The organism is Pseudomonas sp. FSL W5-0203, from assembly GCF_001896155.1.
Lineage (GTDB): Bacteria > Pseudomonadota > Gammaproteobacteria > Pseudomonadales > Pseudomonadaceae > Aquipseudomonas > Aquipseudomonas paracarnis.
Genome location: NZ_MPOR01000012.1, coordinates 123,113 through 149,444 on the forward strand (window position 1 = coordinate 123,113; position 26,332 = coordinate 149,444).

A 26,332-nucleotide genomic window follows, 5' to 3' on the forward strand; every position below is an offset into this window, starting at 1 on the left:
TGAGTCTTAGAAATTCGCTTCCAGCGAAACCGTGACGGTACGGTCCAGGCCGACGATGTACGCCGGGTCGCCATCGCGGAAGCCGCTGTAGCTGGCCGCGTTGGTCTTGGTGGTGTACACGCCGTCCAGGTATTTCTTGTCGAACAGGTTGTCGACGTTCAGGCGCAGGGTCGCGTCCTTGACCACCTTCTTGTCCACCGGCAGGTAAATACCGGCGCCGAGGTTGAACACGGTGCGACCGGAAATCGCCTCGTCGTTGGTCAGGTCGCCGTAGAGCTTGCTGGTGTACTTGCCGCCGAAGGTGCCGTAGAAGCGCCCGTCGTCATAACCGATGTTGGCCGCCAGCATGTTCTTGGGCACGTTGGCGAACTGCTTGCCACTGGTGGGCAGCACGATGGGTTTGCCGGCGTTGTAGACGGTCAAGTCATCCTGCTGCTCGGCCTTGGTGTAGGTGTAGGAGGTGTAGTAATTGAAGTGGTGGGGCAACTGGCCGCTCCACTCCAGCTCCAGGCCTTTGTTGACCACGGAGCCGGCGTTGATGTCGGCAAAGTCGCCGTTGATGTCCCGGGACGACACCTGGCGGTTCTTGAAGTCCATGTAGAACAGGGTGGCGGCCAGGCTCATGTCGTCGCCGCTGTAGCGCCAGCCCAGTTCATGGTTCCAGCTGGTTTCCGGCTCGGCGTCGATCGAGCCGGCGCCTTTGTCGTAGAGCACGTAGTTCTGCGGCACGCGCATGTTGCGCGACACGCTGTAGAACAACTGGTCACGCTCGTCCAGCTGGTATTTCAGGCCGGCGTTGGGCAGCAGTTTGTTGTAGGTCTGGTTACGTTTTTCCGGGCGTTCGTTGAGGCTGCCGTGGTTGGTGCCTTCACGCTCGACGTTCATGTAGGCCAGGCCTGCGATGAAGGTCCAGTCCGGGTTGATGTACCAGGTGTCCTGGGCCCAGACCTTTTGCGCTGGCGTCACGGTGAAACGGTCGCGGCCCTGCACGGTGTTGCCGTTGGCATCGACGATGGCGCTGTTGGAGTCCGGCCAGGTGTCCACTGGCTTGCCGTTGCTCTTGAGCGGAATGAACGGCTGGGTTTGACTCTGGCGTGCGCGCTCGTACCAGTAGCCGAATTGCAGGCTGTGGTCGCCAAGGTCCCAGGTCAGTTTGGTGGTGATACCCGGACGCCAGGTTTGCGTGCGTGAAGGGCGGTAGTACACGCCGCTGTTGGGTGTGCCGTCGGCGTTGTATTGGGCGGCCGTGGGCAGGTTGCCGAGGTCGAACACACCGCCCTGGTTGGAGCCACGGTTGAGGGCATAGCTGGATGAACCGACGCCGCTGCCATTGCCCCAGTAGTAATACGGGATCACGGACAGCGCGAGGTTATCGGCCAGTTTGAACTGGGTGTTGAGCACGGCGGTGAAGGTCTGGAACGGGTTCTGCGCCAGGGCGTAATAGCTGTTGTATTTGCCGTTGCTGCCCACGCTCGGGGTGGCAGGGTAAGGGTCGTACTTGCGGCCATATTGCTGGAACTGCGCCTTGGTCAACTGGCTGTAACTGTTGTTGTCCTGCTCGTGGTACTTGAGGATCAGGTTGGCGGTGTTGCCATTGCCAGCGTCGAAAAAGCTGTTCCACTCCACCTTGTCCGCGCGTACCGCGCCCGAGCCGCGCCACATTTCACCTTCTGTGTGGGACACCGACAGCCAGTTGCTCAGGCCGTTGATTTCGCCGGTGTTGAGGCGGGCAAAAGTCTTGCGCGTGGCGTTGCTGCCGACGACCTGTTTGACGAAGGCACCGGTTTCCTTGGTCGGGCGAATCGTGACGATGCCAATGTTGCCGCCGCTGGAACCAATGTGCGGGCCGTCGGATTCCGCAGCGCCCTGGGTGACGAAGATCTGGTCGATGTTTTCCGGATCGCCCAGCAGGTTGGAATACAGCGCGTAGTTGCCCGAATCATTGATCGGCATGCCGTCCACCGACATGCCCACCTGGTCGGAGTTCATGCCGCGCATGGTGAAGCGAAAGCCCGACAGGCCAGTGTTGTCTTCACTGGAGATGTTCAAGCCGGGGGTGTACTTGAGCTTGTCGATGGCATTGCCGGTGGCCGCCTGTTTATCCAGTGCTTCCTTGGTTACCGTGGAGCGGCCCTTGATGCTTTCCTCCGGCACCATGTAACCGCCTCCTGCGGTCGCCTTGCCTTGTACCCCAATGGTGCCGACGTCACTGTCGCTGGTCTCTGCCATGACCATTCCCTGGGTCATGCTGGTCGCGGCCACTAGTGCCAGATGAATACGGGTGAACTTCATCACTGTCGTCCTGGTGTCGGGTGCTTATTGCACGCTGTAGTTGAAGGTGGCGGTGAAGCGCTGCTCATTGCGCCCCCCGAAGGCTTGCTCGGGGAACGGTTTGACTTGCTTGATGCGACGCAAGCTATTGGTGGCGGCCCGGTTGAGCAGCATGCTCGAGGCCTGGGTTTGTAAACCCGAGTCGAGGACACGGCCTTGACGGTCTACCAGCAACCACACCACCACCTCGCCGCTCGGGCGTTCGAGGGACGCCTGGCGCCCGGTGGGGTACTGCTTGTAGGTGTCCAGTTCGTTGCGCAAGCCTTTGAGGTAACCGCTTTCCAGGGCCTGGCCATCGACCTTCGGTGGCGCCGGTGGGGCAGGCGTCGGTGCCGCTTGGGTGACGACGGCCGGGGCTGGCTTGGCGGCCACCGGTGGCGGCGTCGGCACGGGCTTGGCGACCACGGGGGCAGGCTTGGGCACAGGTTTTGGCTTGGGTTCAGGTTTGGGTTTGGGCAGCGGCTTGGGCGGTGGCGGCGGGGGCGCCGGCTCGGCCTCTTCCTCTTCGATCATCGGCGGCGGCGGTTCTTGCTCCACCACCGGTTCCGGTATGACTTGCGGTTCCGGCTCGACCAAGGCCAATTCGACCGCCGACTCGTCATACACCGGCTCGACCTTCAACGTCTGGGACTGGATACCCAGTGCAATCAGCACCAGGGCGATCAGGGCCGGCACACTGCCCAGCAGCTGACGCACGCGAAACAGAACGTACATGGTCAGGACTTACGCGTAGCAATGGACACGGAGGTGAAGCCACCCAGGCGCAGGGTGTCCATCACTTCCACCAGGCGCGAAACCTCCACGCCTTTATCGCTGTTGACGATGATCGTCGACTTGGTATCGGGCTTCTCGGCCGCCTTCAGCGCCGGCACCAGGGCCTCCACCGTCAGGTCCTTGCCGTCCAGTTGCAACTGGCCTTCCAGGCCCAGGGTGAGGATGAATTTGTTTTGCGGCTTGAGCTGCTGCGAACTGCTGGCGCTGGGCAATTGGGTCTTCATGCCGAGCGCGGGAATCACGTTCAGGCTCACCAGTACGAAAAACACCAGCAGGAACATCATCACGTCGATCATCGGGATCAGCTCGATGTGCGCCTTGCGTTTCTTGGGTTCGTCCCAGGTTCTCATTCCGTTACCCCGTCATTGAATTAGGGGCAAAACGCTAACAGCCAAAAATGACCGATTGGTTAACTTTAATTGACCGTTTAGAGGCTCTAGGACGCGTCTTTCAGAAAACTTACCGGTCAGTTTTCGGGCGTAATGAAACTGACACTCGGGGCCTCCATGCTTGAGAAATTTATCTTGAGAGCCGGCTCCCATGCCCACTGCACTGCCTCAATTGACGACCCCGCGACTGCTGTTACGCGCCCTGCATATGCACCAGGCGCAGGTGCTTTTCACGCTTGCCAACGGGCCGAAAATTGCCGACAACACGGCGAACATTCCATCGCCCTACACCCTGGAAACCGCCCAGGATTTTATTGCCGGGGCCGCCGACAAGTACCGCACTGGTGAACTGCTGAACCTGGGGATGCATGTGCGCGGCACCGACGAATTGGTCGGCATGGTCAGCCTGCGCATCAATGCTCGCCATCACTATGGGCACTTGGGTGGCTGGGTGGCGGCGCACTGCCGTAACCAGGGGTATGCGGCAGAAGCGGCGAGCGCGGTGATGGATTTCGGCTTCGAGGCGCTAGGGTTGCAGCGCGTGGGCAGCCAGTGTTTCGCGCGCAACAAGGAATCGGCGCGGGTCATGGAGAAGATCGGCCTGCGCTATGAAGGCTGCATGCACCAGGCGTTCCTGAAGAACGGCGTGTATGAGGACTTGCTCGGGTTTGCCAGCGTGCGTGATGACTGGGAGCGCTGCTTGTGAGCGGCGACGTCGACCACGGCCGACGCCGGGTCCTCGGCGGGTTGGTGGTCGCTACCGCCTTTTCCATCCTCAGCCCGTTTGCGCGCAGTGCCGGGGTGGATTATCCGTTCACCCTCGGCGTGGCTTCCGGCGACCCGTTGCCAGATGGCTTTGTGATCTGGACGCGCCTGGCGCCGTTGTTCAACGCCGCGGATGGCCGTGGCGGCCTGAGTCGCTCGGTGCCGGTGCGCTGGCGGGTGGCCAGCGATGCGGCGATGACGCGCATTGTGAAGCAGGGCGAAGTATTGGCGACGCCGCGTTTCGCTCATGCGGTGCATGTCGAGGTGGCGGGGCTGGCGGCAGATCGGCCGTATTGGTACCAGTTTGAAGGGCTCGGTGCGCAGAGCCCGGTGGGCCAGTCGCGCACGATGCCGCCGTTGCAGGCCATGGCCTCGGCCCGGCTGGGGTTTGTGTCCTGCTCGCATTGGGAGCGCGGTTACTTCAGCGCCTACCGACACCTTGCCGCCGAGCACCCGGACCTGGTGTTTTTCCTCGGTGATTACATCTACGACAGCTCCTATGCGGCGGAGTCGGGCAAGGTGTTTCGTTCTCACGGCAGCGGCAACGCGCAAAGCCTGAGTGATTACCGCAACCGCTACGCACTCTACAAGACTGATCCAGACCTGCAGGCCCTGCACGCCGCAGCCCCTAGCATCGTTCCTGGGACGACCACGAAGTACAGAATGACTACGCCAACCGCTGGTCCCAGGACCCGAAAGTGACGGTGGCGCAGTTTTTCAAACAACGCGCGGCGGCTTATCAGGCGTTTTACGAACACATGCCCCTGCGTGCCAGCAGCGTGCCGAAGGGGCCGGACATGCGCATTTACCGGCGCCTGGATTACGGCCGGCTTGCGCGTTTCCATGTGCTCGACGGTCGCCAGTACCGTTCCGAGCAACCGTGCATCGCGGCCAATGGCAGCCACCAGGGGCATATTGTCACCGCCCCCTGCAGCGACCTGCGTGACCCTGGCCGCACGTTGCTCGGCTGGCAGCAGGAAGCCTGGCTGGATCAGGGCTTTGCCCAGTCTGGAGCGCAGTGGAATGTGATCGCACAAGACCTGCTGGTGGCGCCGCTGATGCAGCGTGACCTCACCAACCATAAGCTTGGCCGCTGGACCGATGGCTGGGATGGCTACATGGCGAACCGCTCACGGATGCTGGCGTCGATCGTGCGCAATCGCGTGAAGAACCCGGTGTTCTGGGGAGGGGATATTCATTCGTTCTGGGCCACCGACCTGCATGCCGACGCAGAAAGGCCGGACTCGGCGGTGGTCGCCACCGAGTTTGTTGGCTCGTCGGTCACCTCAGATGGCCCTCCCTATGACGCGTTCATGAAGATCATGCCGCTCAACCCCCATGTGAAGTTTTTCGACAGTCGCCAGCGTGGGTATGTGTCGGTGGAGTTGGCGGCCAATAGCATGTTGACGAATTTTCGTGCGATCAGTGATCCGCGTGACCCGGCGGCGACGGTGTCGACGTTGAAGTCGTTCATGGTTGAGCCGAGCAGGGCGGGGGCGATTGCCGTGTAGCCTGTTTCTTTGGGGCGATCCAATGTGGGAGGGGGCTTGCCCCCGATAGCGGTGTGTCAGTCACTGCATCTGCTACTGCACTAACGCTTTCGCAGGCAAGCCAGCTCCCACAGGGGAACTGAGCTTAACTGAATGGCATTAAGGCAAGCCTCCTCCCGCATTGATTTCATAGCGCACCGAGAGCGCGCCTTTTTTCTCCGACAACGCCAGGATCGTTACCTGGCCCAGTTCGCTCAGCGCTTGGACATGAGTGCCACCACAGGCGTAAGCCGGTAATTCGCCGAAGCCGACTTCGCGGGTGCCATCTTCCAGCGTCATATAGCGGGGATAGTCGGCGGCGATCCATGTGTTGACCCACTGCTGGAGCGTCTGCGCATCCATGTCTTGCGCGGTCTGGCCACGGATAAAGGTGATCTTGCCTTCGCCGGGCCAGTGGTGAGCCTTGATCGGCATCCAGCCCAGGCGTTCGCCGGCATTGCCAATTAAGTGCCCCGCCGAATGCAGACGAGTGTGCAAGGCGCGCCGCTGTGCGTCGACTCGTGCAGTGGCGGGTCCTGGTTCCAGGGGCTGGTCGACGTAGTGCACCACCTGTTCGGCTTCCTGCACGACCCGCAGTACCTGGCTATCGCCGAGCCAGCCGGTGTCGAACGGCTGGCCGCCGCCTTGGGGATGGAAAATGGTCGACTGCACAATCACGGCGAATTGCTCTTCGTGCGGGGTGCAACTGAGCACTTCCAGCTCGGCCGTCAGGTGGTCGTGGGTAAAAAACAGGCGCTCGGTCATTATTTACATCCGCATCAGGGTTCTGTGGGCAGTATAAATAGTGCGCAGATGGGTGATAATCCGCTCAATTATCAATGGACCTGTGCGTCATGAGCATCAATCTTCCTTTACCGTTATTGGGTGAAATGGCGATTTTCGTCAAGGTCGTGGAAACCGGCAGCTTCTCCGAAGCGGCGCGGCAACTCAGCGTTTCACCTTCGGCGGTGAGCCGCAGCATCTCGCGCCTGGAACAAGCCCTGGCCACGCGCCTGCTGCAACGCACCACGCGCAAGCTGCGCCTGAGCGAGGGCGGCGAGGAGGTGTTCAAGCGTTGCCAGGAGATGGTCAATGCGGCGCGCTCGGTGATGGAAATCAGTGGGCAATTTACCCATGAAGCCGAGGGGCTGGTGCGGGTCAGTGTGCCCAAGGCGGTGGGGCGATTTGTGGTGCACCCGCATATGCCGGAATTTTTGCGGCGCTATCCCAAGGTGGATGTGCAATTGATCCTGGAAGATAGGCATGTGGATTTGATCGACGACAACGTCGACTTGAGCATCCGCATCACCGACAGCCCACCGCCAGGCTTGGTCGGGCGCCAGCTGTTGCCCATCGAACATTTGTTGTGCGCGACGCCGCAATATCTGGCCGAGCACGGTACACCGAGCCATCCCCATGATCTGCTTGGGCACAGTTGCATTTATCTGGGTGAAACACCGGGAGATTCACGCTGGAAGTTTCGCCAGGCTGGCAAGGCGGTAACGGTCGGCGTACGCGGCCGGTATGCGGCGAACCACACCGGGGTGCGGCTGGAGGCGGCGTTGCAGCATGTCGGGATTGCCAGCTTGCCGTATTTCACCGCGCGGCATGCATTGGAAGCGGGGGAGTTGGTGCAGGTGTTGCCGGGGTGGGATTTTATTGCCTCGTATCATGGCGAGGCGTGGCTGCTGCATTCGCCCACACGGTACCTACCGCCGAAGTTGCGGGTGTTTATCGATTATCTGGTGGAGTGCATGGCCAAGGAACCCACGCTGCGGCGGCGGTAGGAGCGCGGTTGCTCGTTCCCACGCTCTGCGTGGGTGGACGCTCCGCGTCCTGCCTTTATGCCTGTGCACGGGTGACGCAGAGCGTCACAGGATAGGTTCCCACGCAGAGCGTAGGAACGAGCATAGTCGTCAGTGTTTGCTCTGGTCCTGAGGCATCGCCAGCAGCTGTTTTTCCTGGTTCCAGTCGAACGGTTCGTCGTTCTGTTCGGCTTCATAGCGACGTTCTTCCAGGGCCTGGTACAGGTCCAGTTCTTCGTCGGGCATGAAGTGCAGGCAGTCGCCGCCAAAGAACCACAGCAGGTCGCGGGGCACCAGGTGGGCGATTTGCGGGTAGCGCAGGATGACCTGGCTCATCAGGTCCTGGCCCAGGTACTGGCTTTCGATCGGGTCGATTGGCAACAGGGCGCGCAGTTCGTCGAAACGCTCCAGGAACAGCGAGTGGCTTTCCTCGGGTACCTGTTCGGCTTCGCCGACGGCAACCAGGATGCTGCGCAAGTGGTCGAGCAAGACGAGATGATCGGCAACGACGTTGGACACGAGATAAGGCCTCTAAAGCAAAAACGGGCGCGAGAGTATAAGCCTCTCGCGCCCGTTTTTATATGACCGCTCGACTCAGCGGACTTTACCTTCTGCCTGCATCAGCTCTTCCTTGCTGAAATCATCCACGTCGATCACCTTGCGTCGCGCCGCCTCGGCATCGCGCAGGGTTTGCGCCTCGGCCGGTTGCAGCACGCCGGCCTGCAGGGCCGCGTCGATGGCATGCTCGCCGGCAGCCGGCTTGACCTGGCCGCTTTTGAGCGCGCTGTGGAGTTTTTTCTGCAAGGGGTGGCTGGCACCGAGCAGGTCGTAGGCATGTTGCAGGGCGCCCACGGGATCTTCTGCTGATTGCGGGCGATAACAGCCGGCCAGCAATTCTTCCAGGGTCGGGTCGCCCTTGGCGCGGCCGATCACGGCTGCCACTTCGGCATCCAGCGCATCGGACGGGCCGGTATGACGACGCCCGAATGGGAACACGATCACCCGCAGCAGGCAGCCCAGCACCTTGTTCGGGAAGTTGCTCAGCAGCTCATCCAGTGCGCGTTCCGATTCGCCCAGGCTTTCTTCCATGGCCCAGGCAAACAGCGGCTCCAGATGGTCCGGCGAGTCCAGGTCGTGATAACGCTTGAGCGCCGCCGAGGCCAGGTACATGTGGCTCAGCACATCACCCAGGCGGGCGGACAGGCGTTCGCGGCGCTTGAGCTCGCCACCCAGCAACATCATGCTCAGGTCGGCCAGCAGGGCAAACGCAGCCGCCTGGCGGTTCAGGGCACGGAAGTAGCCCTGGCTCAACCGGTTGCCCGGGGCTTTTTCGAAGTGCCCGAAGCCCAGGTTCAGCACCAGGGTGCTGGCGGCGTTGCTGACGGCAAAGCCGATGTGTTGCATCAGCAGGCCGTCGAATTCCTTCAACGCCTGGTCATGGTCTTCGCGGCCGGCCAGGGCCATTTCCTTGAGCACGAAGGGGTGGCAGCGAATGGCGCCCTGGCCGAAGATCATCAGGTTACGCGAGAGGATATTGGCGCCTTCCACGGTGATGAAAATCGGTGCGCCCTGCCAGTTGCGGCCCAGGTAGTTGTTGGGGCCCATGATGATGCCCTTGCCGCCGTGCACGTCCATGGCGTGGCTGATGCACTCACGGCCACGCTCGGTCAGGTGGTACTTGAGGATCGCCGACAACACTGACGGCTTCTCGCCCAGGTCCACGGCGTTGGCGGTGAGCATGCGCGCACTGTCCATCAGCCAGGCGTTGCCACCGATGCGTGCCAGGGCTTCCTGGATCCCTTCGAAGGCCGACAGCGGTACGTTGAACTGTTCGCGCACCTGGGCGTATTGGCCGGTCACCAGGCTGGTGAACTTGGCAGCGCCAGTGCCGACGGCGGGCAGCGAGATCGAACGGCCGACCGACAGGCAGTTCATCAGCATCATCCAGCCCTTGCCGAGCATCTCCTGGCCACCGATCAGGTATTCCAGAGGGATAAACACATCCTTGCCGGAGTTGGGGCCGTTCATGAAGGCGGCGCCAAGCGGCAGGTGACGACGGCCGATTTCCACGCCAGGGGTGTCGGTAGGAATCAACGCGAGGCTGATGCCCAGGTCCTCTTCCTCACCCAGCAGGTGGTCTGGGTCATAAGCCTTGAAGGCCAGACCGAGCAAGGTCGCGACCGGGCCGAGGGTGATGTAGCGCTTTTCCCAGTTCAGGCGCAGGCCGAGGGTTTCCTTACCTTCCCATTCCCCTTTGCAGATCACCCCGGTGTCGGGCATGGCGCCCGCATCGGAGCCGGCCAGCGGGCCGGTGAGGGCGAAGCACGGAATGTCGTCGCCGCGGGCCAGGCGCGGCAGGTAGTGGTTACGTTGTTCGTCGGTGCCGTAGTGCAGCAGCAGTTCGGCGGGGCCGAGGGAGTTGGGGACCATCACGGTGGAGGCCAGGTCACCGCTGCGGGTCGCGAGCTTCATGGCAACCTGGGAGTGGGCATAGGCGGAGAAGCCCTTGCCACCGTACTCCTTGGGAATGATCAGGGCGAAGAAACCATGGGTCTTGATGTGTTCCCAGGCTTGCGGCGGCAGGTCCATGGCCTGGCCGATTTCCCAGTCGCTGACCATGGCGCAGAGTTCTTCGGTGGGGCCGTCGATGAACGCCTGCTCTTCCTCGGTCAATTGCGCCTTGGGGTAGGCCAGCAATTTGTCCCAGTCGGGGCGGCCACTGAACAGTTCGCCATCCCACCATACGGTACCGGCATCGATCGCATCGCGCTCGGTCTCGGACATCGGCGGCAGCACTTTCTGGAACCAGCTGAACAGCGGCTTGGTGAAGTATTGGCGGCGCAGGTCGGGCAGCAACAAAGGCGCGGCCACCACGGCCAGGAGCACCCAGAAGATCAGCAGCAGCCAACCCGGTGCGTGGCTCCAGGCGCCCATCGCCAGCAGGTAGACGGCGACCACGCCCAGGGCGGGCAGGGGGGCAGTACGGCGGTGTGCCAGGTAGGCAATGCCGACCACCAGCACCAGTATCCACAACAACAGCATATTCAATCCTCCGTGAACCAGGGGCGAAACCACCAGGGAGCTTAGTCGGCATCCGAACAAGCCGGGTGATCAGGGTGTAACAAGGTGTACTGGGCAACCCATCAGCCGGCGCCGGCATTTGGCCGAATCGTCGTTATCTCTCTGGCAGGCCTGGTGGTTAAACTCCAGGCTCCCCTCGGAGATCAAGCTCATGAATACGTACTTGAGTCCCAGCCGCTTCATCGATAGTGACCACCCTGTGGTGGTGGAGTTCGCCGAGAAACATCGCGGAACCCGCCCGGATTTAAGTGACCAGGCAGTCAGTCTTTACTACGCGGTGCGTGAGGCCATTCGCTACAACCCCTATACCTTCAGCCGTGACCCCAACACCTTGAGCGCCAGCTTCGCCCTGGCGGCCGGCGAAAGCTACTGTGTGCCCAAAGCTACGTTGCTCGCCGCTTGCGCGCGCCACTGCGGCATTCCCGCACGCATTGGCCTGGCGGACGTGCGCAACCACCTGTCCACACCGCGGCTGCTCGCGCTGCTCAAGAGTGACGTGTTCGCCATGCACGGTTATACCGAGCTTTACCTGAACGGCCGCTGGGTCAAGGCCACTCCGGCGTTCAACCAGCAACTGTGCGAGGTGTTCGACGTGCCGCCGCTGGAATTCGATGGCCTGCACGACAGCGTGTTCCACGCGTTCAATCGCCAGGGTCAGCGTTCGATGGAGTACGTGGTGGACCACGGGCAATTTGCTGACGTGCCTGAAGCATTTTTCTTCGGGCATATCCGTCAGTGCTACCCGCACCTGTTTGCCGACGATGCGCCCACCCTGCTCGGCGATATGCAGAGCGATTTAAGCCGCGGCTGAACCGGCGTATGCTGCTGCCTTCATCCAGCCAAGTTCATCCACAATAAGGCGCGGTCATGCTGAAGATCTGGGGTCGTAAAAATTCATCAAACGTCAGGAAAGCACTGTGGTGCGCCGAGGAACTCGGCCTGGACTATGAAGCAATTGATGCGGGCGGGGCTTTTGGTGTGGTCGATACCCCCCAATACCGGGCCATGAACCCCAATGGCCGGGTGCCGGTGATCGAAGATGGCGACTTTGTGCTGTGGGAGTCCAACACCATCGTGCGTTACCTGTGCGCCAAGCAGGCATCGGACTTTTACCCCAACGACTTGCAAGCCCGGGCCAACGCCGAAAAGTGGATGGACTGGACCACTTCCACGCTCGCCGACCCGTTCAAGGCGGTGTTCTGGGGCATCGTGCGCACCCCGGCTGACCAGCAAAACTGGGACAGCATCAATGCCGGGCGCCAAGCCTGTATCGACGCGCTCAAAACCGTCGAACAAGCCCTCGCCGAGCAACCCTACCTGTCCGGCCAGGCGTTCGGCATGGGCGATATTCCCTTGGGCTGCTTCATCTACGCCTGGTTCGAGATGCCCATCGAACGCCCGGCAATGCCGAATCTGGAGGCCTGGTACCAGCGCTTGCAACAGCGCCCGGCCTACCGCAAGGCGGTGATGACCGCGTTGACTTAATACACACTATTAATACGGGTGACTGTACTTGTGCGGCATGGGCAAGCACCATGCTCGCATTGCATCGCCGGTTGAACTACCTGCGGTGTGCCCTCATCTATTCTTTCTATTCCCTTCTTTGGTGCGTATTCCGATATGAGTTCCGCTCTGTCCATCCGGCAGCTAACCAAAACCTACGGCAACGGTTTCCAGGCCCTGAGTGGTATCGATCTGGACGTTGCCGAAGGTGACTTCTTCGCCTTGCTGGGCCCCAACGGTGCCGGCAAATCCACCACCATAGGTATTCTCTCCACCCTGGTCAACAAGACCAGCGGCACGGTGAATATCTTCGGGCATGACCTGGACAAATCCCCGGCGGCGCTCAAGCGCTCCATTGGCGTGGTGCCCCAGGAATTCAATTTCAACCAGTTCGAAAAGACCTTCGATATCGTCGTGACCCAGGCTGGCTACTACGGCATTCCGGCGAAAGTCGCCAAGGAACGCGCCGAGCAGTACCTCACCCAACTGGGCCTGTGGGACAAGCGTGACGTGCCTTCGCGCTCGCTGTCCGGTGGCATGAAGCGACGCCTGATGATCGCCCGCGCCCTGGTGCATGAGCCGCGCCTGTTGATCCTCGACGAACCTACCGCCGGCGTGGACATCGAACTGCGTCGCTCGATGTGGACCTTCCTCACCGAACTGAACGAGAAGGGCATCACCATCATCCTCACCACCCACTACCTGGAGGAGGCTGAGCAGTTGTGCCGCAACATCGGCATCATCGACCACGGCACCATTGTCGAGAACACCAGCATGCGCAACCTGCTGGGCCAGTTGCATGTGGAAACCTTCCTGCTCGACTTGAAAAACAATCTCTCGGTGGCGCCGCAGTTGCTCGGCTACCCAAGCCGGCTGGTGGACAGCCACACCCTGGAGGTGCAGGTGGATAAGGCCATGGGCATCACCGCGCTGTTCACCCAGTTGGCGACTCAGAACATCGAAGTGTTGAGCCTGCGTAACAAAACCAATCGCCTTGAGGAGTTGTTCGTGTCCCTGGTGGAGAAAAATCTGGCGAAGGTGGCGGTATGAGTTCCGAACTGCAACCCAACCTTGTCGCGCTGCAAACCATTGTCTATCGCGAAGTGAAGCGCTTTACCCGGATCTGGCCGCAGACCCTGCTGCCGCCGGCGATCACCATGGTCCTGTACTTTGTGATCTTCGGTAACCTGATCGGCCGGCAAATCGGCGACATGGGTGGTTTCACCTACATGGAGTACATCGTGCCGGGCCTGATCATGATGTCGGTGATCACTAACTCCTACGGCAACGTGGTGTCGAGTTTCTTTGGCAGCAAGTTCCAGCGCTCCATCGAAGAGCTGATGGTCTCGCCGGTGTCACCGCACACCATCCTCATCGGCTACACCCTGGGCGGCGTGTTGCGTGGCCTGATGGTGGGGGTGATCGTGACGCTGCTGTCGCTGTTCTTTACCCACCTGCAGGTGCATCACCTGGGGGTCACCATTCTGGTGGTCGTGCTGACGGCGACGATCTTCTCGCTGCTGGGCTTTATCAACGCCGTGTTCGCACGCAACTTCGATGATATTTCCATTATCCCGACCTTCGTGCTGACGCCGCTGACCTACCTGGGCGGGGTGTTTTACTCCATCACCTTGCTGCCGCCGTTCTGGCAGACGGTATCCCTGGCCAACCCGGTGCTGCACATGGTCAACGCCTTCCGCTACGGCATTCTGGGCGTGTCGGATATCAAGATCAGTGTGGCGATCACCTTTATGATCGTCGCCACCATCGTCTTGTATATCGGCTGCGCGCGGTTGCTGGTGAGTGGGCGTGGGATGCGTACATGATGTGGGATTGGAAATAACAAAACGGCCTCATCAGAGGCCGTTTTTTATTGGATGCACACCGAACAAATGTGGGAGCTGGCTTGCCTGCGATGGTATCGACTTCGCTTGACGGGTGTACCGAGGTGTCTGCATCGCAGGCAAGCCAGCTCCCACATTTTGTGTCGGCGCACGCGCTTCAGTTTTTTAGTGCCAGCTCGATCAGGGCATGCAGTTCTTCTACCGCCAAAGGCTCTGCCGAAAACAGAATACGAAACACCGTAGGTGCGGCGAGCAGGTTGATCAGATGGTCAACGCTCGGTGGCTGTTCCTGCGGGTAGCGGTCAACAATCACCTGCAACTGCCCACTCAGGATGCTCACGCAATACCCTGGCGTCGGGCTGCTTTGCACGTCGCGCATCATGTTGCGGCCTACGTCCGAACTCATCTCATCCAGGTATTGCTCGGCCCAGGCTTGCAGGTCGCCACGCAGGCTGCCGGTGTTGGCCGGTTCGGTATCGGGGCGCATTCGGGCCAGGGCGACGTCGGCGAGCAGTACTGACAGATCGCCCCAGCGCCGGTAAATGGTCGACGGCGTGACGCCTGCACATGCCGCAATCATCGGCACGGTGACACTGGAACGCTCATGGGCTTCCAGCAATTCGCGCACCGCTCTGTGGACGGATTCTTGTACCCGGGCACTGCGGCCCCCCGGGCGGAGGCCTTCTTTGATCGCCATGGGCAAGACCTTAACACAAAGAATTTGCTTTAAGCGCCAGCGAATAGCACACTGCACAAAAGCAAAATATTAGCTTTAGCGGAGCGTGCCCATGTCCAGTGTCATCTCTCAGCGGTCCAGCCTGGCGTTTCTAGTGATCATGGTGCTGACCTTTCTCGCCGCCTCCAGCGCGCCGACGCCCTTGTACCAGGTGTACCAAGACCACCTGCATTTTTCGGCGGCCATGCTCACGGCCATCTTTGGTGTCTATGCCGTGAGCCTGCTGGCGGCCCTGCTGACGGTGGGGTCGCTCTCGGATTACCTGGGGCGCAAGCCGGTGATCTTCGCCGCGCTGCTGCTCAATAGTGTGGCGATGCTGCTGTTTATCCACGCTGAGAGCACCGCCTGCCTGCTGGCCGCCCGCGCGTTACAGGGCTTCGCGACTGGCACTGCCACAGCGGTATTGAGTGCGACGCTGCTCGATACCGACCGCGTCCGCGGCCCGATGCTCAACAGCCTTGCACCGATGCTCGGCATGGCCAGTGGTGGCCTGGGCAGCGGGTTACTGGTGGAGTTCGCGCCGTGGCCAACCCAATTGATCTATTACGCCCTGCTGGGCTTGATGGTGTTGCAGGCTCTGTATGTGTGGCGCCTGCCTGAAACGGTCAGTCGTATACCCGGCGCCTTGCAGTCCCTGGCGCCAACCCTGCATGTGCCGCCGCAGGCGCGCCGCGCCTTGTGGCTGGCGATGCCATTGAATGTGGCCGTGTGGGCGCTGGGTGGGTTCTTTTCCTCGTTGGCGCCGTCGTTGGTGCGCGTCGCCACCGGGTCGACCTCGCACTTGATCGGCGGCGGGCTGGTGGCGGTGGTGACCTTGAGCGGCGCGGTGATGATCTACAGCCTGCGCAATCACGCGGCTGACAGGGTGATGCGCTTGTCGGCTGCACTGCTGGCCGTGGGCGTGGGGTTGCTGCTGGTTGCCGTAAACACCGCCAGCCTGTGGCTGTTCTTTGTCGCCAGTGTGATCGCAGGCCTGGGCTTCGGCGGCGGTTTCATGGGCAGTGTGCGCAGTATCGTGGGCCTGGCGTTGCCCCATGAGCGGGCGGGCCTGATGTCGGCGTTCTATGTATTGAGCTACCTGGCGTTCTGCGTGCCGGCGCTGTTGGCGGGTAACCTGAGCCGCGTCTTTGGCCTGATCGCGACCACGGACGGCTACGGTGCGGTGCTTATCTTGCTGTCTCTCGGCGCGCTTGTTGGGTTGTTGTGGCAGGACACGGCGCAGGCAAGGGCCAGCGCATGATTACGATTAATATAGGTGAAATAGATAACAGTTAGAGATATTACCCGTTATATAGATATTCGATCAGGTTCTATCATGGCCCCAACCTCAAATGAGGAAGAGGATTAACCCATGAGCTGCTCGACCACTCACCGCTACAAACCCTTCAGTCACTTGGCCCGTCCCCGGGAAGTGATTCGCCAGTTCACCCCGAACTGGTTCGCCGCGACCATGGGCACCGGTGTGCTGGCGCTGGCCTTGGCCCAGTTGCCAGTCAACTTGCCAGGTTTGCACGCTATCGCCGAGGGCCTGTGGCTGTTCACCATCGGCCTGTTTGTGCTGTTCAGCGTGCTCTACGCCGCCCGCTGGGTGATGTTTTTCCACGAGGCGCGACGCATCTTCGGGCACTCCACCGTCTCGATGTTTTTCGGCACTATCCCCATGGGGCTGGCGACCATTCTTAATGGCTTGCTGCTGTTCGGTTTGCCGCGCTGGGGCGGTGATGTGATCCCGTTGGCCGAGGCATTGTGGTGGCTGGACGTGGCCATGTCCCTGGCCTGCGGCGTGCTGATCCCGTTCATGATGTTCACCCGCCAGGAGCACAGCATCGACCAGATGACCGCTGTCTGGCTGTTGCCCGTGGTAGCTGCCGAAGTGGCCGCGGCCAGCGGCGGCTTGCTGGCGCCGCATCTGGCCGATGCCCATTCGCAACTGGTGATGCTGGTGACAAGCTACGTGCTGTGGGCGTTCTCCCTGCCGGTGGCGTTCAGCATCCTGACCATCCTGATGCTGCGCATGGCCTTGCATAAGTTGCCTCACGCCAATATGGCGGCGTCGAGCTGGCTGGCCCTGGGGCCGATCGGCACCGGCGCGCTGGGCATGTTATTGCTGGGAGGCGATGCGCCGGCGATCTTCGCTGCCAATGGCCTGGCGAATGTCGGTGAAATGGCCCATGGTCTGGGCCTGATTGCAGGTATCACCCTGTGGGGCTTCGGCCTGTGGTGGATGTTGATCGCGGTGCTCATTACTTTGCGTTACTTGCGCGCAGGCATTCCGTTCAACCTCGGTTGGTGGGGCTTTACCTTTCCGCTTGGGGTGTATGCCCTGGCAACGCTGAAACTGGCGAGTCTGTTGCAGTTGGGGTTCTTCAGTGTGTTCGGCAGTGTGCTGGTGGGGGCATTGGCATTGATGTGGCTGATCGTGGCCAAGCGCACGGTGCAGGGGGCGTATAAAGGCGAGCTTTTTGTTTCGCCTTGCATTGCAGGGTTAGGGAATAAGTAAGCGGGATTAGGTAAAGTCGTGGCCTGATCAATAACAGGCCACGCAGGTACACGGACGATGAGCCACCCCTCGCAATTCACCTTGCTGCGCACACGGCGTTTCTTGCCGTTTTTCATCACCCAGTTGCTGGGCGCGTTCAACGACAACATCTTCAAGCAGTCGCTGATTCTGGCCATCCTTTACAAGCTCACCATCGAGGGTGACCGCTCCATCTGGGTCAACCTGTGTGCTTTGTTGTTTATCCTGCCGTTCTTCCTGTTCTCGGCGTTGGCCGGGCAGTTTGGCGAGAAATTCAACAAGGACGCGTTGATCCGCGCGATCAAGATCGGCGAGATCGTGATCATGGCGGTGGGCGCGACGGGTTTTCTGACCAATCATCTTGAACTGATGCTGCTGGCGCTGTTTGCCATGGGCACTCACTCGGCGCTGTTCGGCCCGGTGAAGTACTCGATCATGCCCCAGGCCTTGCACGACGATGAGTTGGTGGGCGGCAACGGCCTGGTGGAGATGGGCACGTTCCTGGCAATTTTGGCGGGCACCATCGGTGCCGGGATCATGATGTCTTCCACCCATTACGCGCCGGTGGTGGCGGTGGCGATTGTGGCCGTGGCGGTGCTGGGCTACCTGGCCAGCCGCAGCATCCCGCGCGCAGCGGCGTCGACACCGCAGCTGCGCCTGGACTGGAATATCTTCACTCAGTCGTGGGCGACGTTGCGCATGGGCCTGGGGCAGACGCCGGCGGTGTCGCGCTCGATTGTCGGCAACTCATGGTTCTGGTTTGTCGGCGCGATCTACCTCACGCAAATCCCGGCCTATGCCAAGGAATGGCTGTACGGCGACGAAACCGTGGTGACCTTGATCCTCACGGTGTTCTCGGTGGGCATCGCCCTGGGCTCGATGCTGTGCGAAAAACTCTCCGGGCGTAAGGTGGAAATCGGCCTGGTGCCGTTTGGCTCATTTGGCCTGACCGTGTTCGGCCTGCTGCTGTGGTGGCACTCCGGCGGCTTCCCGCAGAACGTGCAAGCCAACGATTGGCTCGCGGTGCTCAGCTACGGCCAGGCGTGGTGGGTGCTGCTCGATATCCTCGGCCTGGGTGTGTTTGGTGGCTTTTACATCGTGCCGCTGTATGCGCTGATCCAGTCGCGTACCGCCGAGAACGAACGGGCTCGGGTGATCGCGGCCAACAACATTCTCAATGCACTGTTCATGGTGGTCTCGGCCATCGTGTCCATCCTGCTGTTGAGCGTGGCCAAGCTGTCGATCCCCGAGTTGTTCCTGGTGGTGTCGCTGCTCAACATCGCAGTTAACACTTACATCTTCAAAATCGTCCCCGAGTTCACCATGCGCTTCATGATCTGGCTGCTCAGCCATTCCATGTACCGCGTGGAGCATCGCAACCTGCAAGCCATCCCGGATGAAGGCGCGGCGTTGCTGGTGTGTAACCATGTGTCGTTTGTCGATGCGCTGTTGATTGGCGGTGCAGTACGTCGGCCGATTCGCTTTGTCATGTACTACAAGATCTACCGCTTGCCGGTGCTCAATTTTATCTTCCGCACCGCTGGTGCGATTCCGATTGCGGGGCGCCATGAAGACATTCAGATCTACGAACAGGCGTTCGCGCGCATTGCCCAGTACCTCAAGGATGGCGAGTTGGTGTGCATCTTCCCGGAAGGCAAGCTGACAGCCGATGGCGAGATGAATGAGTTTCGTGGCGGGGTGACACGCATCCTGGAGGAGACGCCGGTGCCGGTGATCCCCATGGCGTTGCAGGGGTTGTGGGGGAGTTTCTTCAGCCGCGATCCGAACAAGGGCTTTTTCCATCGGATCTGGTCGCGGGTGGTGTTGGTGGCGGGTGAGCCGGTGGAAAGTGAGACGGTGACACCGAATGCTTTGCACGCATTGGTTGGAAAATTACGCGGAAGTTTAAGGTAGTTTTTCGTCGGTAATGGAGGCTCATCAACGATCCGGATTGTGCGCTGGTCTGGTGCTTGATGAGTATCTTCTGCACAGGCGTCGGTAAGTTTCCACTCGGTTTCAGGAACGTTTTCGGTCCGTAGCACCACCTAACCGTCGTAATCCCAAATGCATGTTCGGAGGTTAGTGATGGAAACGTCGCCTGTTGCACCATCGACTGCTTCACGCTCCAGCGAAGATGAAAAAAACGACGCAGGCTATCGACAGGCGGCTGACCCTGCAGCGCAGGGTGCTCAGGCTGCTCCGAACACGGCCAGTGTGCCCTTTATGTACAGCAATGAGCATGATGCTTCCCGGGTAGAGACCAGCTCTGCCCGGGTGGGGCCGGTGACCTATGGTGGCGATAACGAGCTTCAGAGGCAGCCAAGGCAATCCGATGCGTCGCAGGAATGAAAATGCGCTGCTGGCGGAATTCGGTTTGCCGATACGGCCTAGGTATTTCGAATAGTCATCAGTACCATTGCGCATGATCTGCAAGCTCAGGGCCTGTTGTAATGCTTCAAGTAAGGCCCTGAGAAATGTGAGTGTTGCTGTCGGAAAATTCTCGAAACTTACTGCATAGGGTAAAAAGTCATTCAGCTGACGGAACGGTTTCGTCAGGCCCGCCACATAGTCATCGCAGCTAATTAATGCTAAGGATGACTTTCTATGAATATGCCTGTTGGTTCTCCGTCTCTTCACCACTCTCCAGCCCAAGGGACCGTTACGGGCCAGCTAAATTATTTGACGGGTATTGATAAATCTCAAAGTAAATCTGGCGTGACGTCGGCACCCGTGAAGATCATTCCAAATATGCCTTTCAGTGAGGATGGAATACAGATAGAGCTGAATGTTAGAGGTGGCAAAGGATTTTTCGGGCCACCAAAAGAAGAGAATTTGGTCATCACGACGGGAAATGCAGCCGATAAAGTCCATATAAAAAAATCTAACGATGGAGGGCTGATTGCTGACATTAACGGCAAGTCCTATGAGATTCCACTTTATCAGGATGAAAGAAGTCGTCAAAAGATTGAAATCCACACCAATGGCGGAGACGATGACGTGTCTGTTGCCGATGATCTTGAGCTGCCGGTGAGCGTCAAGCTGGGCGATGGTAATGACAGATTCAAAGCCGGCGGGGGCAGGACCAATGTATATGGCGGCGCAGGTAACGATACGCTGACGCTGGGCGCAGGGGTTGCTTATGCCGAAGGTGATGACGGTGATGACTCCATTACTGCAGGCCTAGGTTATAGCGTCATGTATGGGGGTAACGGCAACGACAAACTACGTGGCGGGAGCGGCGGCAGTTACATGGATGGGGGGCGCGGAAATGATCTATTAGAGGGCGGCTCCGGACATAACGTCATGCACGGTGGCAGGGATGATGATGTTCTCATTGGTGGGAAGGGGCGTAACATCTTTTACAGCGGTAGAGGGCTTGACACGATCAACTCAGTATCGGATGTCGATTCTATCTATGCGAAAGACGGCGACGGTATCAAGCGAACGTTCGGTTCGCAGTTGAAGATAGTGTCTCCAACAGAAGTCGGCAGTAAGGCCTTTAATGTCGAGGGGACTGAGGAATTCAAGCAGCGTTTTAACGACGACCTTGAATTTTTGCAAAGTTCTCCAACGGGACAGAAAATGTTGGGTGCATTGGATAAAACGCCTGAGCGAATCAAGGTTGTGCAACAGCCCGAAGGGGAGGGCGCTTTTTATAACTATGGGCGTAAAGGGGTCGACGCGGGTGACCCTCGTCAAGAACCACCGAATGATTGGGCTCATGGTTATATCAATGACGGTATCCCGGGCGCTCCGGCAGATGACGCAACGATTCTATTCGACCCTTCATTTGTGGTGGAAGAGCATAAGCGGCCGCCCATTATTCCGCTGTTTCACGAGATGGGGCATGCCTATAACGGTGTCAATGGCACCGCATTGGCTGGTGAAACTTTTGTAGGGGCTGATCAAGCTGATCCTGACCGGCCGCAATTTGAGTCAAACAGGGAGCGGCAGGCAGTAGGCCAGCCGACTAATGCGCCACCTTTCGACTTCGACAACGATCCTTCAACGCCACCTACGAATACAAACCCGGCATGGGCCACTGAGAATGGCCTTGCTGACGAGCTGGGAACTTCGTTGCGTGAGCGGTACTTTGCTCGCTGATTAAAGGAAGTCGCTCCCAATGCCGGGAGCGACCAATGACTCAGGCGCTGATCTTGAGGCCTATCAACCCACAAATAATCAACGCCACACTTGCCAACCGAAACAACGCCATGGACTCCCCAAACAGGATAATCCCGGCGATTACGGTGCCCACGGCGCCCACGCCGGTCCAGATGGCATAGGCGGTGCCCAGCGGCAACTCCTTCATGGCCAGCCCCAGCAACCCCAGGCTGACAGCCATGGCGGCAATCGTCAGGGCGGTGGGCAGTGGCTTGCTGAAACCGTCGGTGTACTTCAGGCCAACGGCCCAGCCCACTTCAAACAACCCGGCAAAAAACAGAATGATCCAGGACATGATGACCTCGCTTCTATCAAAGTGGGGTCGTCCCCGGGTAAGCGCTTGATAGCGTCGCGAGGTCGTCCTCGCGTAGCTCGCTAGAGTGCCGAAATTAAATCAGGTGATCAAGTTTACGGCGCGGCCTCCAGCGCACGGCTGTTTTGTGCTCGCTCATGCGACGTCAATGGCTGCCCATTTTTAAATCGAGGGGTTTGGGAGGAATCGCCGGTGTGCAGGTTGAGTTCTATGTTTTAGCGCAGGAGTCAGGAAGTTTTCGCCCAATGGCAAGGAACGGCCTCCACCCGTAACACCACATAAGGTTCGTAAGCCCGAGTGTTAATTGGAGGTACACAATGGAAACTTCTTCTGTTGCAGCATCACCCGGTTCACGATCTTACGAAAATGAAAATAACAACGAAAGTCATCGCCAGGCGGCTGATCCTGCCAGGCAGGAAGCACGCGCTGCTCCAAACACGGCGAATGTGCAGCTGATGTTTAACAACACAAATGATGCTCCCCCGGTAGAGTTCAATTCTTCCCAGGCGGGACCGATTACCTATGGTGAAAACACCAGCGGCGATAATGAGTCTCAGCGGCAGGCGAGGCAAGCTGCTGCGCCGCAGGGCGAACCGTACTACCGGTCTGGTCCTAGTCGAGAGGAAGTCAAGGCTGCTGCCCGTGGTCAGCAAGGACAAATAAATTTTGCCGGGCAAGAGCCTGCTCGCATCAGTACTAACCGTTATAAAGATGACAATGTCACCATTGAGCGCGGCTCCGCCAATGACGCTGATGACCCTTCAAAGCAAAGTGAGCATGTTCTGTTATCTACCGGTGATGGCGACGACAGAGTCCATGTTGAAAGAGGCAGAGATGGAGGGCTTGTTGCACACGTTAATGGACAGTCGTACCACCTGCCTTTCCAAAATAACTCTGCTGATCAACAGCGTCTTTACATTGATACCGGGGGTGGGCGCGATGGCGTCAGTCTCGACTATGGAGGGCGTGAGCAAACCTTTGTCAATCTCGGCGCGGGTAACGATATCTTTTATGGCGGGGCAGGCCGGACGAATGTATTTGGTGGAGACGGTTCTGACATCATCAACCTGGGCAGCGGTGATAGCTATGCAGAGGGAAATGATGGCAATGACTTCATCACCGGCGGTACTGGCAATACGGTGATATATGGTGGCAAGGGGAGTGATGAGCTGCGTGCGGGCGGTGGTCCGGATGCAAAAATCAGCTACTTGGACGGAGGACAGGGTAACGATTTAATTTATGGCGGCAGAGGGCGCAATATATTGCATGGCGGGGGCGGTGACGACATCATTAATGGTGGTGACCGCAATGTTATATACACGGGACGAGGGCAGGACACCGTCACGACTTATAACCCATCCGATATCGTATATGGGCAACGCGGGGTGGATAATTTTAATGGTGTGCGTTCACCTGCAAGCGTTCGTCATTTAGGCGCTTCGAGTAACGGTAGCAGCATCAAGATCAAGGGGAGCGAAGACTTCATCCAAAACATGGAAGACAACCTGGAGTTTCTGCGCAGCTCACCCACAGGGCAGGGGATGCTGGCAGAAATCGATTCCCTTGCCGCGCCGATAACCCTTCGAGAGGGATTGGATGGAAGCTCATACCATCACCGCGATCCAGATAGCCCTCCCTCGCCTCAAGACGCCAATCGTCTCGAAAATGACCCCGCGTACGGCTTTATATCAAACGGTGTCCGAGGGGCGCCTGCGACTAATCCCGTGCTGATTCATGAGCGAAGTTTCATCACTCCCGGACACGGGCGCCCCCCTGCCGTGATTCTCTACCATGAGCTTAGTCATGCGGTCAACGGCGGTCAGGGTACCTTTCTACCGGGCTATACGTTTGTAGGCCATCCTGATCCGAATTTTGCCTGGGAGAGAAACCTGGAACGCCAGGCCGTTGGACTTCCTACCAGTCATCAGCCTTTTCAGTTCCTCGGTCGTAACTTTTCGGCCTCCACCTACAACCCGTGGCCGTATAACGAAAACGCTCTGCTGGCGGAGTTGAATTTGCCTCTACGTCAAAGATACTTCGACTAAGGCATTAATACATCGCTCAGCGGTGTTGAAGCATAGGTGCAAGCAAGGCCCTGCACTTGCTTGCGCCACGTTCGTTATAGGTAGGGCAATCGCTTGGTGCGTCGCGAGGTCATCCCCGCGAAGTTCTCTGGAGAGCTGAAATTACGCGGCGTCTGATGCGCGGCGGTCTTCCTTCTCGCTCATGCGACGGAAGTAGGTAGAAAGCAATGCGCCGGAAATATTGTGCCAGACGCTGAACAACGCGCTGGGTACTGCCGCCAGCGGCGAAAAGTGTGCACTGGCCAGCGCGGCACCCAGCCCGGAGTTCTGCATACCGACTTCCAGCGCCAACGACTTGCGTTGCGCCAAGGGCAACTTGAACAGGCGCCCGGTGAAGTAGCCCAGCAGGTAACCGAAGCTGTTGTGCAGCATCACCACGGCCATGATCAGCAGGCCCGACTCGGCAATCTTGCCTTGGCTTGCGGCAACCACGGCCGCGACGATGATCACAATGCTGACCACCGACACCAGTGGCAGCACGTCCACCGCATGCCTTACCCGATCACCGAGCAAGCGCTGCGCAACCACGCCCAGTACGATGGGTAGCAGCACCACTTGCAGGATCGACCAGAACAGCTCCATGAACGACACCGGTAGCCAGGCCGAGGCCAGCAGCCAGATCAATGCCGGTGTGAGCAGCGGAGCGAGGAGGGTGGTGACCGCGGCAATCGCCACCGATAACGCCAGGTCACCCCGGGCCAGCCAGGTCATGACGTTGGACGACGTGCCACTTGGGCAACAACCGACCAGGATCACGCCAACGGCAATTTCCGCCGGCAAATGGAACGCCTGGCACAGCAACCATGCCACGCCCGGCATGATCACGAAATGCGCGACCACGCCCAACGCTACGCGCCAGGGGTGGCGAGCGACTTCGGCGAAGTCTTCCAGTTTCAAGGTCAACCCCATGCCGAACATCACCAGGCCCAGCAGTGGGACGATGGCGCTTTTCAGGCCGATGAACCAGCTGGGTTGGAGAAAGGCGACAACGGCAAAGATCAACACCCAGTAGGCAAAAGTGTTGCCGACGAAGCGGCTCAAGGCGGCGAGTGCGCGCATGGGGATGTCCTTTTTTATTCGATTTCTGAGTTGTCGATGCAATCAAATGTGGGAGCTGGCTTGCCTGCGATAGCGGTGTATGAGTCGGCACTACTCTGGCTGACACTCCGCTATCGCAGGCAAGCCAGCTCCCACACTGACCGTGCCCACATTGGATCGGTGTTGCTTAGATGCCCTGTGGCGTCTCTTCGCCGCCCAGTGCCTCAACCAACGCTGGCAGGAAATCGCCGAAAGTCAGCATCATCAAGGTAAAGCTGGCATCCAGTTGGCCCAGGGCTTCATCGCCGCCGTCCTGTTCCGCCTGGTCTTGCAGCAGGTCTTCGAACTTCAGACGCTTGACGGTCATCTTGTCGTCGAGCATGAAAGACAACTTGTCCTGCCACGCCAGGGACAGTTGGGTTACGACCTTGCCGGTGGTCAGGTGCAGCTGGATCTCTTCGCCGGTCAGGTCCTGGCGTTTGCAGCGCACGATGCCGCCGTCTTCGTGGGTGTCGCGCAGTTCGCATTCGTCGAGGACGAAGAAGTCATCAGCCGGTTTCTGGGTGGTGACCCAGTCAGTCATGATTGCAGTTGGTGCGGTTTTTACCGTCAGAGGGCGGACGGGCAGGGTGCCGATCACTTCACGCAGGGTCGACAGCAGGTCTTCGGCACGCTTGGGGCTGGCCGAGTTGACCAGGATCAGGCCCTGTTTCGGCGCGATTGCAGCGAAGGTCGACGAGCGACGGATAAAGGCACGCGGCAGGAAGGCCTGGATGATTTCATCCTTTATCTGGTCGCGCTCCTTCTTGTAGACCTTGCGCATCTGCTCGGCTTCGATCTCTTCGACTTTCTCTTTAAGTGCATCACGCACCACGCTGCCCGGCAGGATGCGTTCTTCCTTGCGGGCGGCGATCAGCAGGAAATCTCCACTGACGTGAACCAGGGGAGCATCTTCACCTTTACCGAAAGGTGCGACGAAACCGTAAGTGGTCAACTCCTGGCTTGCACAAGGGCGCGCCAGCTTGGTGGCCATGGCCGCTTCCAACGCCTCGGCATCAACAGGCAGATCTTGGGTCAGGCGATAGATAAGCAGGTTCTTGAACCACATGGGGTGAGTCTCTCCTCTATACAAAGGGGGGCATTATTCTCTTGATCACGCCGCAGGCCAACCCTGCCTAAGCCATTGGAAGGGCTGAAAAAAAAGATTTAAGAAAGTGCTTGCCAGACTTAGGGTCGCTCCGTAGAATGCGCGCCACACCGAAACGAAGGGTGATTAGCTCAGCTGGGAGAGCATCTGCCTTACAAGCAGAGGGTCGGCGGTTCGATCCCGTCATCACCCACCATTCGCTTCAAGTGTTACGCGCAGCGGTAGTTCAGTCGGTTAGAATACCGGCCTGTCACGCCGGGGGTCGCGGGTTCGAGTCCCGTCCGCTGCGCCATATTCGGTCACCTGGAACG

At 59.4% G+C, this 26,332-nt stretch carries 22 protein-coding genes, 2 tRNA genes and 1 pseudogene; 14 read left to right on the forward strand and 11 right to left on the reverse strand.

Going from position 1 to position 26,332, the window contains the following annotated elements:
* Positions 1–6: 6 nt before the first annotated feature.
* From BOP96_RS13745 to BOP96_RS13755, 3 genes are read right to left on the reverse strand one after another with little or no spacing between them, the layout of a single operon-like run.
* Positions 7–2,292, reverse strand: coding sequence for a TonB-dependent receptor (locus BOP96_RS13745; RefSeq protein ID WP_014717772.1), 2,286 nt, complete (start codon positions 2,290–2,292; stop codon positions 7–9).
* 24 nt (positions 2,293–2,316) lie between these two features.
* Entirely contained in the window at positions 2,317–3,045 is a 729-nt protein-coding gene (locus BOP96_RS13750; RefSeq protein WP_073453077.1) for an energy transducer TonB family protein, read from the reverse strand.
* 2 nt (positions 3,046–3,047) lie between these two features.
* On the reverse strand, positions 3,048–3,455 hold the full coding sequence (locus BOP96_RS13755; RefSeq protein ID WP_014717774.1) for an ExbD/TolR family protein: 408 nt from the start codon (positions 3,453–3,455) through the stop codon (positions 3,048–3,050).
* 190 nt (positions 3,456–3,645) lie between these two features.
* Between BOP96_RS13755 and BOP96_RS13760 the strand changes: the two genes are divergently transcribed.
* Together BOP96_RS13760 and BOP96_RS13765 are read left to right on the forward strand one after the other, a co-directional pair.
* Positions 3,646–4,200: a GNAT family N-acetyltransferase gene (locus BOP96_RS13760; protein WP_014717775.1), complete on the forward strand. Its 555-nt coding sequence runs from the start codon at positions 3,646–3,648 to the stop codon at positions 4,198–4,200.
* Positions 4,197–5,770: pseudogene (locus tag BOP96_RS13765) on the forward strand (alkaline phosphatase D family protein). Before BOP96_RS13760 ends, BOP96_RS13765 begins: the two are co-directional and overlap by 4 nt.
* A gap of 138 nt (positions 5,771–5,908) precedes the next feature.
* Here the strand turns inward: BOP96_RS13765 and BOP96_RS13770 are convergent.
* Entirely contained in the window at positions 5,909–6,553 is a 645-nt protein-coding gene (locus tag BOP96_RS13770; RefSeq protein WP_073453079.1) for a hypothetical protein, read from the reverse strand.
* A gap of 89 nt (positions 6,554–6,642) precedes the next feature.
* Here BOP96_RS13770 and BOP96_RS13775 point away from each other — a divergent pair, with 89 nt between their 5' ends.
* A complete protein-coding gene (locus BOP96_RS13775; RefSeq protein ID WP_014717778.1) occupies positions 6,643–7,575 on the forward strand; it encodes a LysR family transcriptional regulator in 933 nt (310 codons plus the stop codon).
* Positions 7,576–7,704: 129 nt separating this feature from the next.
* Here the strand turns inward: BOP96_RS13775 and BOP96_RS13780 are convergent, their stop codons facing one another.
* Both BOP96_RS13780 and BOP96_RS13785 read right to left on the reverse strand, forming a co-directional pair.
* A complete protein-coding gene (locus BOP96_RS13780; protein WP_003190109.1) occupies positions 7,705–8,112 on the reverse strand; it encodes a PA2817 family protein in 408 nt (135 codons plus the stop codon).
* A 75-nt stretch (positions 8,113–8,187) separates the two neighbouring features.
* Entirely contained in the window at positions 8,188–10,635 is a 2,448-nt protein-coding gene (locus BOP96_RS13785; protein WP_014717779.1) for an acyl-CoA dehydrogenase, read from the reverse strand.
* A gap of 190 nt (positions 10,636–10,825) precedes the next feature.
* Between BOP96_RS13785 and BOP96_RS13790 the strand changes: the two genes are divergently transcribed.
* The 4 genes from BOP96_RS13790 to BOP96_RS13805 all read left to right on the forward strand — a co-directional run bounded on the left by BOP96_RS13790 (position 10,826) and on the right by BOP96_RS13805 (position 14,003).
* Complete coding sequence (locus tag BOP96_RS13790) at positions 10,826–11,485, forward strand: transglutaminase-like domain-containing protein (protein ID WP_019817270.1); 660 nt, start codon at positions 10,826–10,828, stop codon at positions 11,483–11,485.
* Positions 11,486–11,541: 56 nt separating this feature from the next.
* Positions 11,542–12,159, forward strand: coding sequence for a glutathione S-transferase family protein (locus BOP96_RS13795; protein WP_073453081.1), 618 nt, complete (start codon positions 11,542–11,544; stop codon positions 12,157–12,159).
* 135 nt (positions 12,160–12,294) lie between these two features.
* A complete protein-coding gene (locus BOP96_RS13800) occupies positions 12,295–13,227 on the forward strand; it encodes an ABC transporter ATP-binding protein (protein WP_014717781.1) in 933 nt (310 codons plus the stop codon).
* On the forward strand, positions 13,224–14,003 hold the full coding sequence (locus BOP96_RS13805; RefSeq protein ID WP_003190115.1) for an ABC transporter permease: 780 nt from the start codon (positions 13,224–13,226) through the stop codon (positions 14,001–14,003). Before BOP96_RS13800 ends, BOP96_RS13805 begins: the two co-directional genes overlap by 4 nt.
* Positions 14,004–14,178: 175 nt before the next feature.
* On the opposite strand, the gene BOP96_RS13810 is transcribed toward BOP96_RS13805, so the two are convergent.
* Positions 14,179–14,718, reverse strand: a complete 540-nt coding sequence (locus tag BOP96_RS13810; RefSeq protein WP_014717782.1) for a TetR/AcrR family transcriptional regulator — start codon at positions 14,716–14,718, stop codon at positions 14,179–14,181.
* Positions 14,719–14,809: 91 nt separating this feature from the next.
* On the opposite strand from BOP96_RS13810, the gene BOP96_RS13815 reads away from it, so the two are divergent.
* The 3 genes from BOP96_RS13815 (at position 14,810) to BOP96_RS13825 (ending at position 19,189) form a co-directional block, all read left to right on the forward strand.
* Positions 14,810–15,997, forward strand: coding sequence for an MFS transporter (locus BOP96_RS13815; protein WP_073453083.1), 1,188 nt, complete (start codon positions 14,810–14,812; stop codon positions 15,995–15,997).
* Between the two features lie 111 nt (positions 15,998–16,108).
* Positions 16,109–17,257, forward strand: coding sequence for a TDT family transporter (locus BOP96_RS13820; protein WP_058410644.1), 1,149 nt, complete (start codon positions 16,109–16,111; stop codon positions 17,255–17,257).
* Between the two features lie 57 nt (positions 17,258–17,314).
* The gene (locus tag BOP96_RS13825) at positions 17,315–19,189 is read left to right on the forward strand and encodes an MFS transporter (protein ID WP_058410643.1); all 1,875 of its coding nucleotides are present in this window, start codon (positions 17,315–17,317) and stop codon (positions 19,187–19,189) included.
* 204 nt (positions 19,190–19,393) lie between these two features.
* On the opposite strand, the gene BOP96_RS30070 is transcribed toward BOP96_RS13825, so the two are convergent.
* Positions 19,394–19,840, reverse strand: coding sequence for a hypothetical protein (locus tag BOP96_RS30070; RefSeq protein WP_166406340.1), 447 nt, complete (start codon positions 19,838–19,840; stop codon positions 19,394–19,396).
* Between the two features lie 39 nt (positions 19,841–19,879).
* Between BOP96_RS30070 and BOP96_RS13830 the strand changes: the two genes are divergently transcribed.
* Complete coding sequence (locus BOP96_RS13830; protein WP_020301081.1) at positions 19,880–21,379, forward strand: M91 family zinc metallopeptidase; 1,500 nt, start codon at positions 19,880–19,882, stop codon at positions 21,377–21,379.
* Between the two features lie 40 nt (positions 21,380–21,419).
* On the opposite strand, the gene sugE is transcribed toward BOP96_RS13830, so the two are convergent.
* Positions 21,420–21,734 (reverse strand): quaternary ammonium compound efflux SMR transporter SugE, encoded by a 315-nt coding sequence (gene sugE / locus BOP96_RS13835; protein ID WP_003190128.1) that lies wholly within the window; start codon positions 21,732–21,734, stop codon positions 21,420–21,422.
* A 335-nt stretch (positions 21,735–22,069) separates the two neighbouring features.
* On the opposite strand from sugE, the gene BOP96_RS13840 reads away from it, so the two are divergent.
* Positions 22,070–23,797, forward strand: coding sequence for a M91 family zinc metallopeptidase (locus tag BOP96_RS13840; RefSeq protein WP_060767837.1), 1,728 nt, complete (start codon positions 22,070–22,072; stop codon positions 23,795–23,797).
* Positions 23,798–23,938: 141 nt separating this feature from the next.
* Here the strand turns inward: BOP96_RS13840 and BOP96_RS13845 are convergent, their stop codons facing one another.
* Both BOP96_RS13845 and rdgC read right to left on the reverse strand, forming a co-directional pair.
* Positions 23,939–24,895: a bile acid:sodium symporter family protein gene (locus BOP96_RS13845; RefSeq protein ID WP_020301079.1), complete on the reverse strand. Its 957-nt coding sequence runs from the start codon at positions 24,893–24,895 to the stop codon at positions 23,939–23,941.
* Positions 24,896–25,061: 166 nt separating this feature from the next.
* Positions 25,062–25,982 carry a recombination-associated protein RdgC gene (rdgC, locus tag BOP96_RS13850; RefSeq protein WP_005786703.1) on the reverse strand — a complete coding sequence of 307 codons (921 nt, stop codon included), beginning with the start codon at positions 25,980–25,982 and terminating at the stop codon, positions 25,062–25,064.
* A gap of 159 nt (positions 25,983–26,141) precedes the next feature.
* Between rdgC and BOP96_RS13855 the strand changes: the two genes are divergently transcribed.
* Positions 26,142–26,217: transfer RNA gene (locus BOP96_RS13855), tRNA-Val, on the forward strand.
* A 19-nt stretch (positions 26,218–26,236) separates the two neighbouring features.
* Positions 26,237–26,313 (forward strand) — tRNA-Asp (locus BOP96_RS13860).
* Positions 26,314–26,332: the final 19 nt, after the last annotated feature.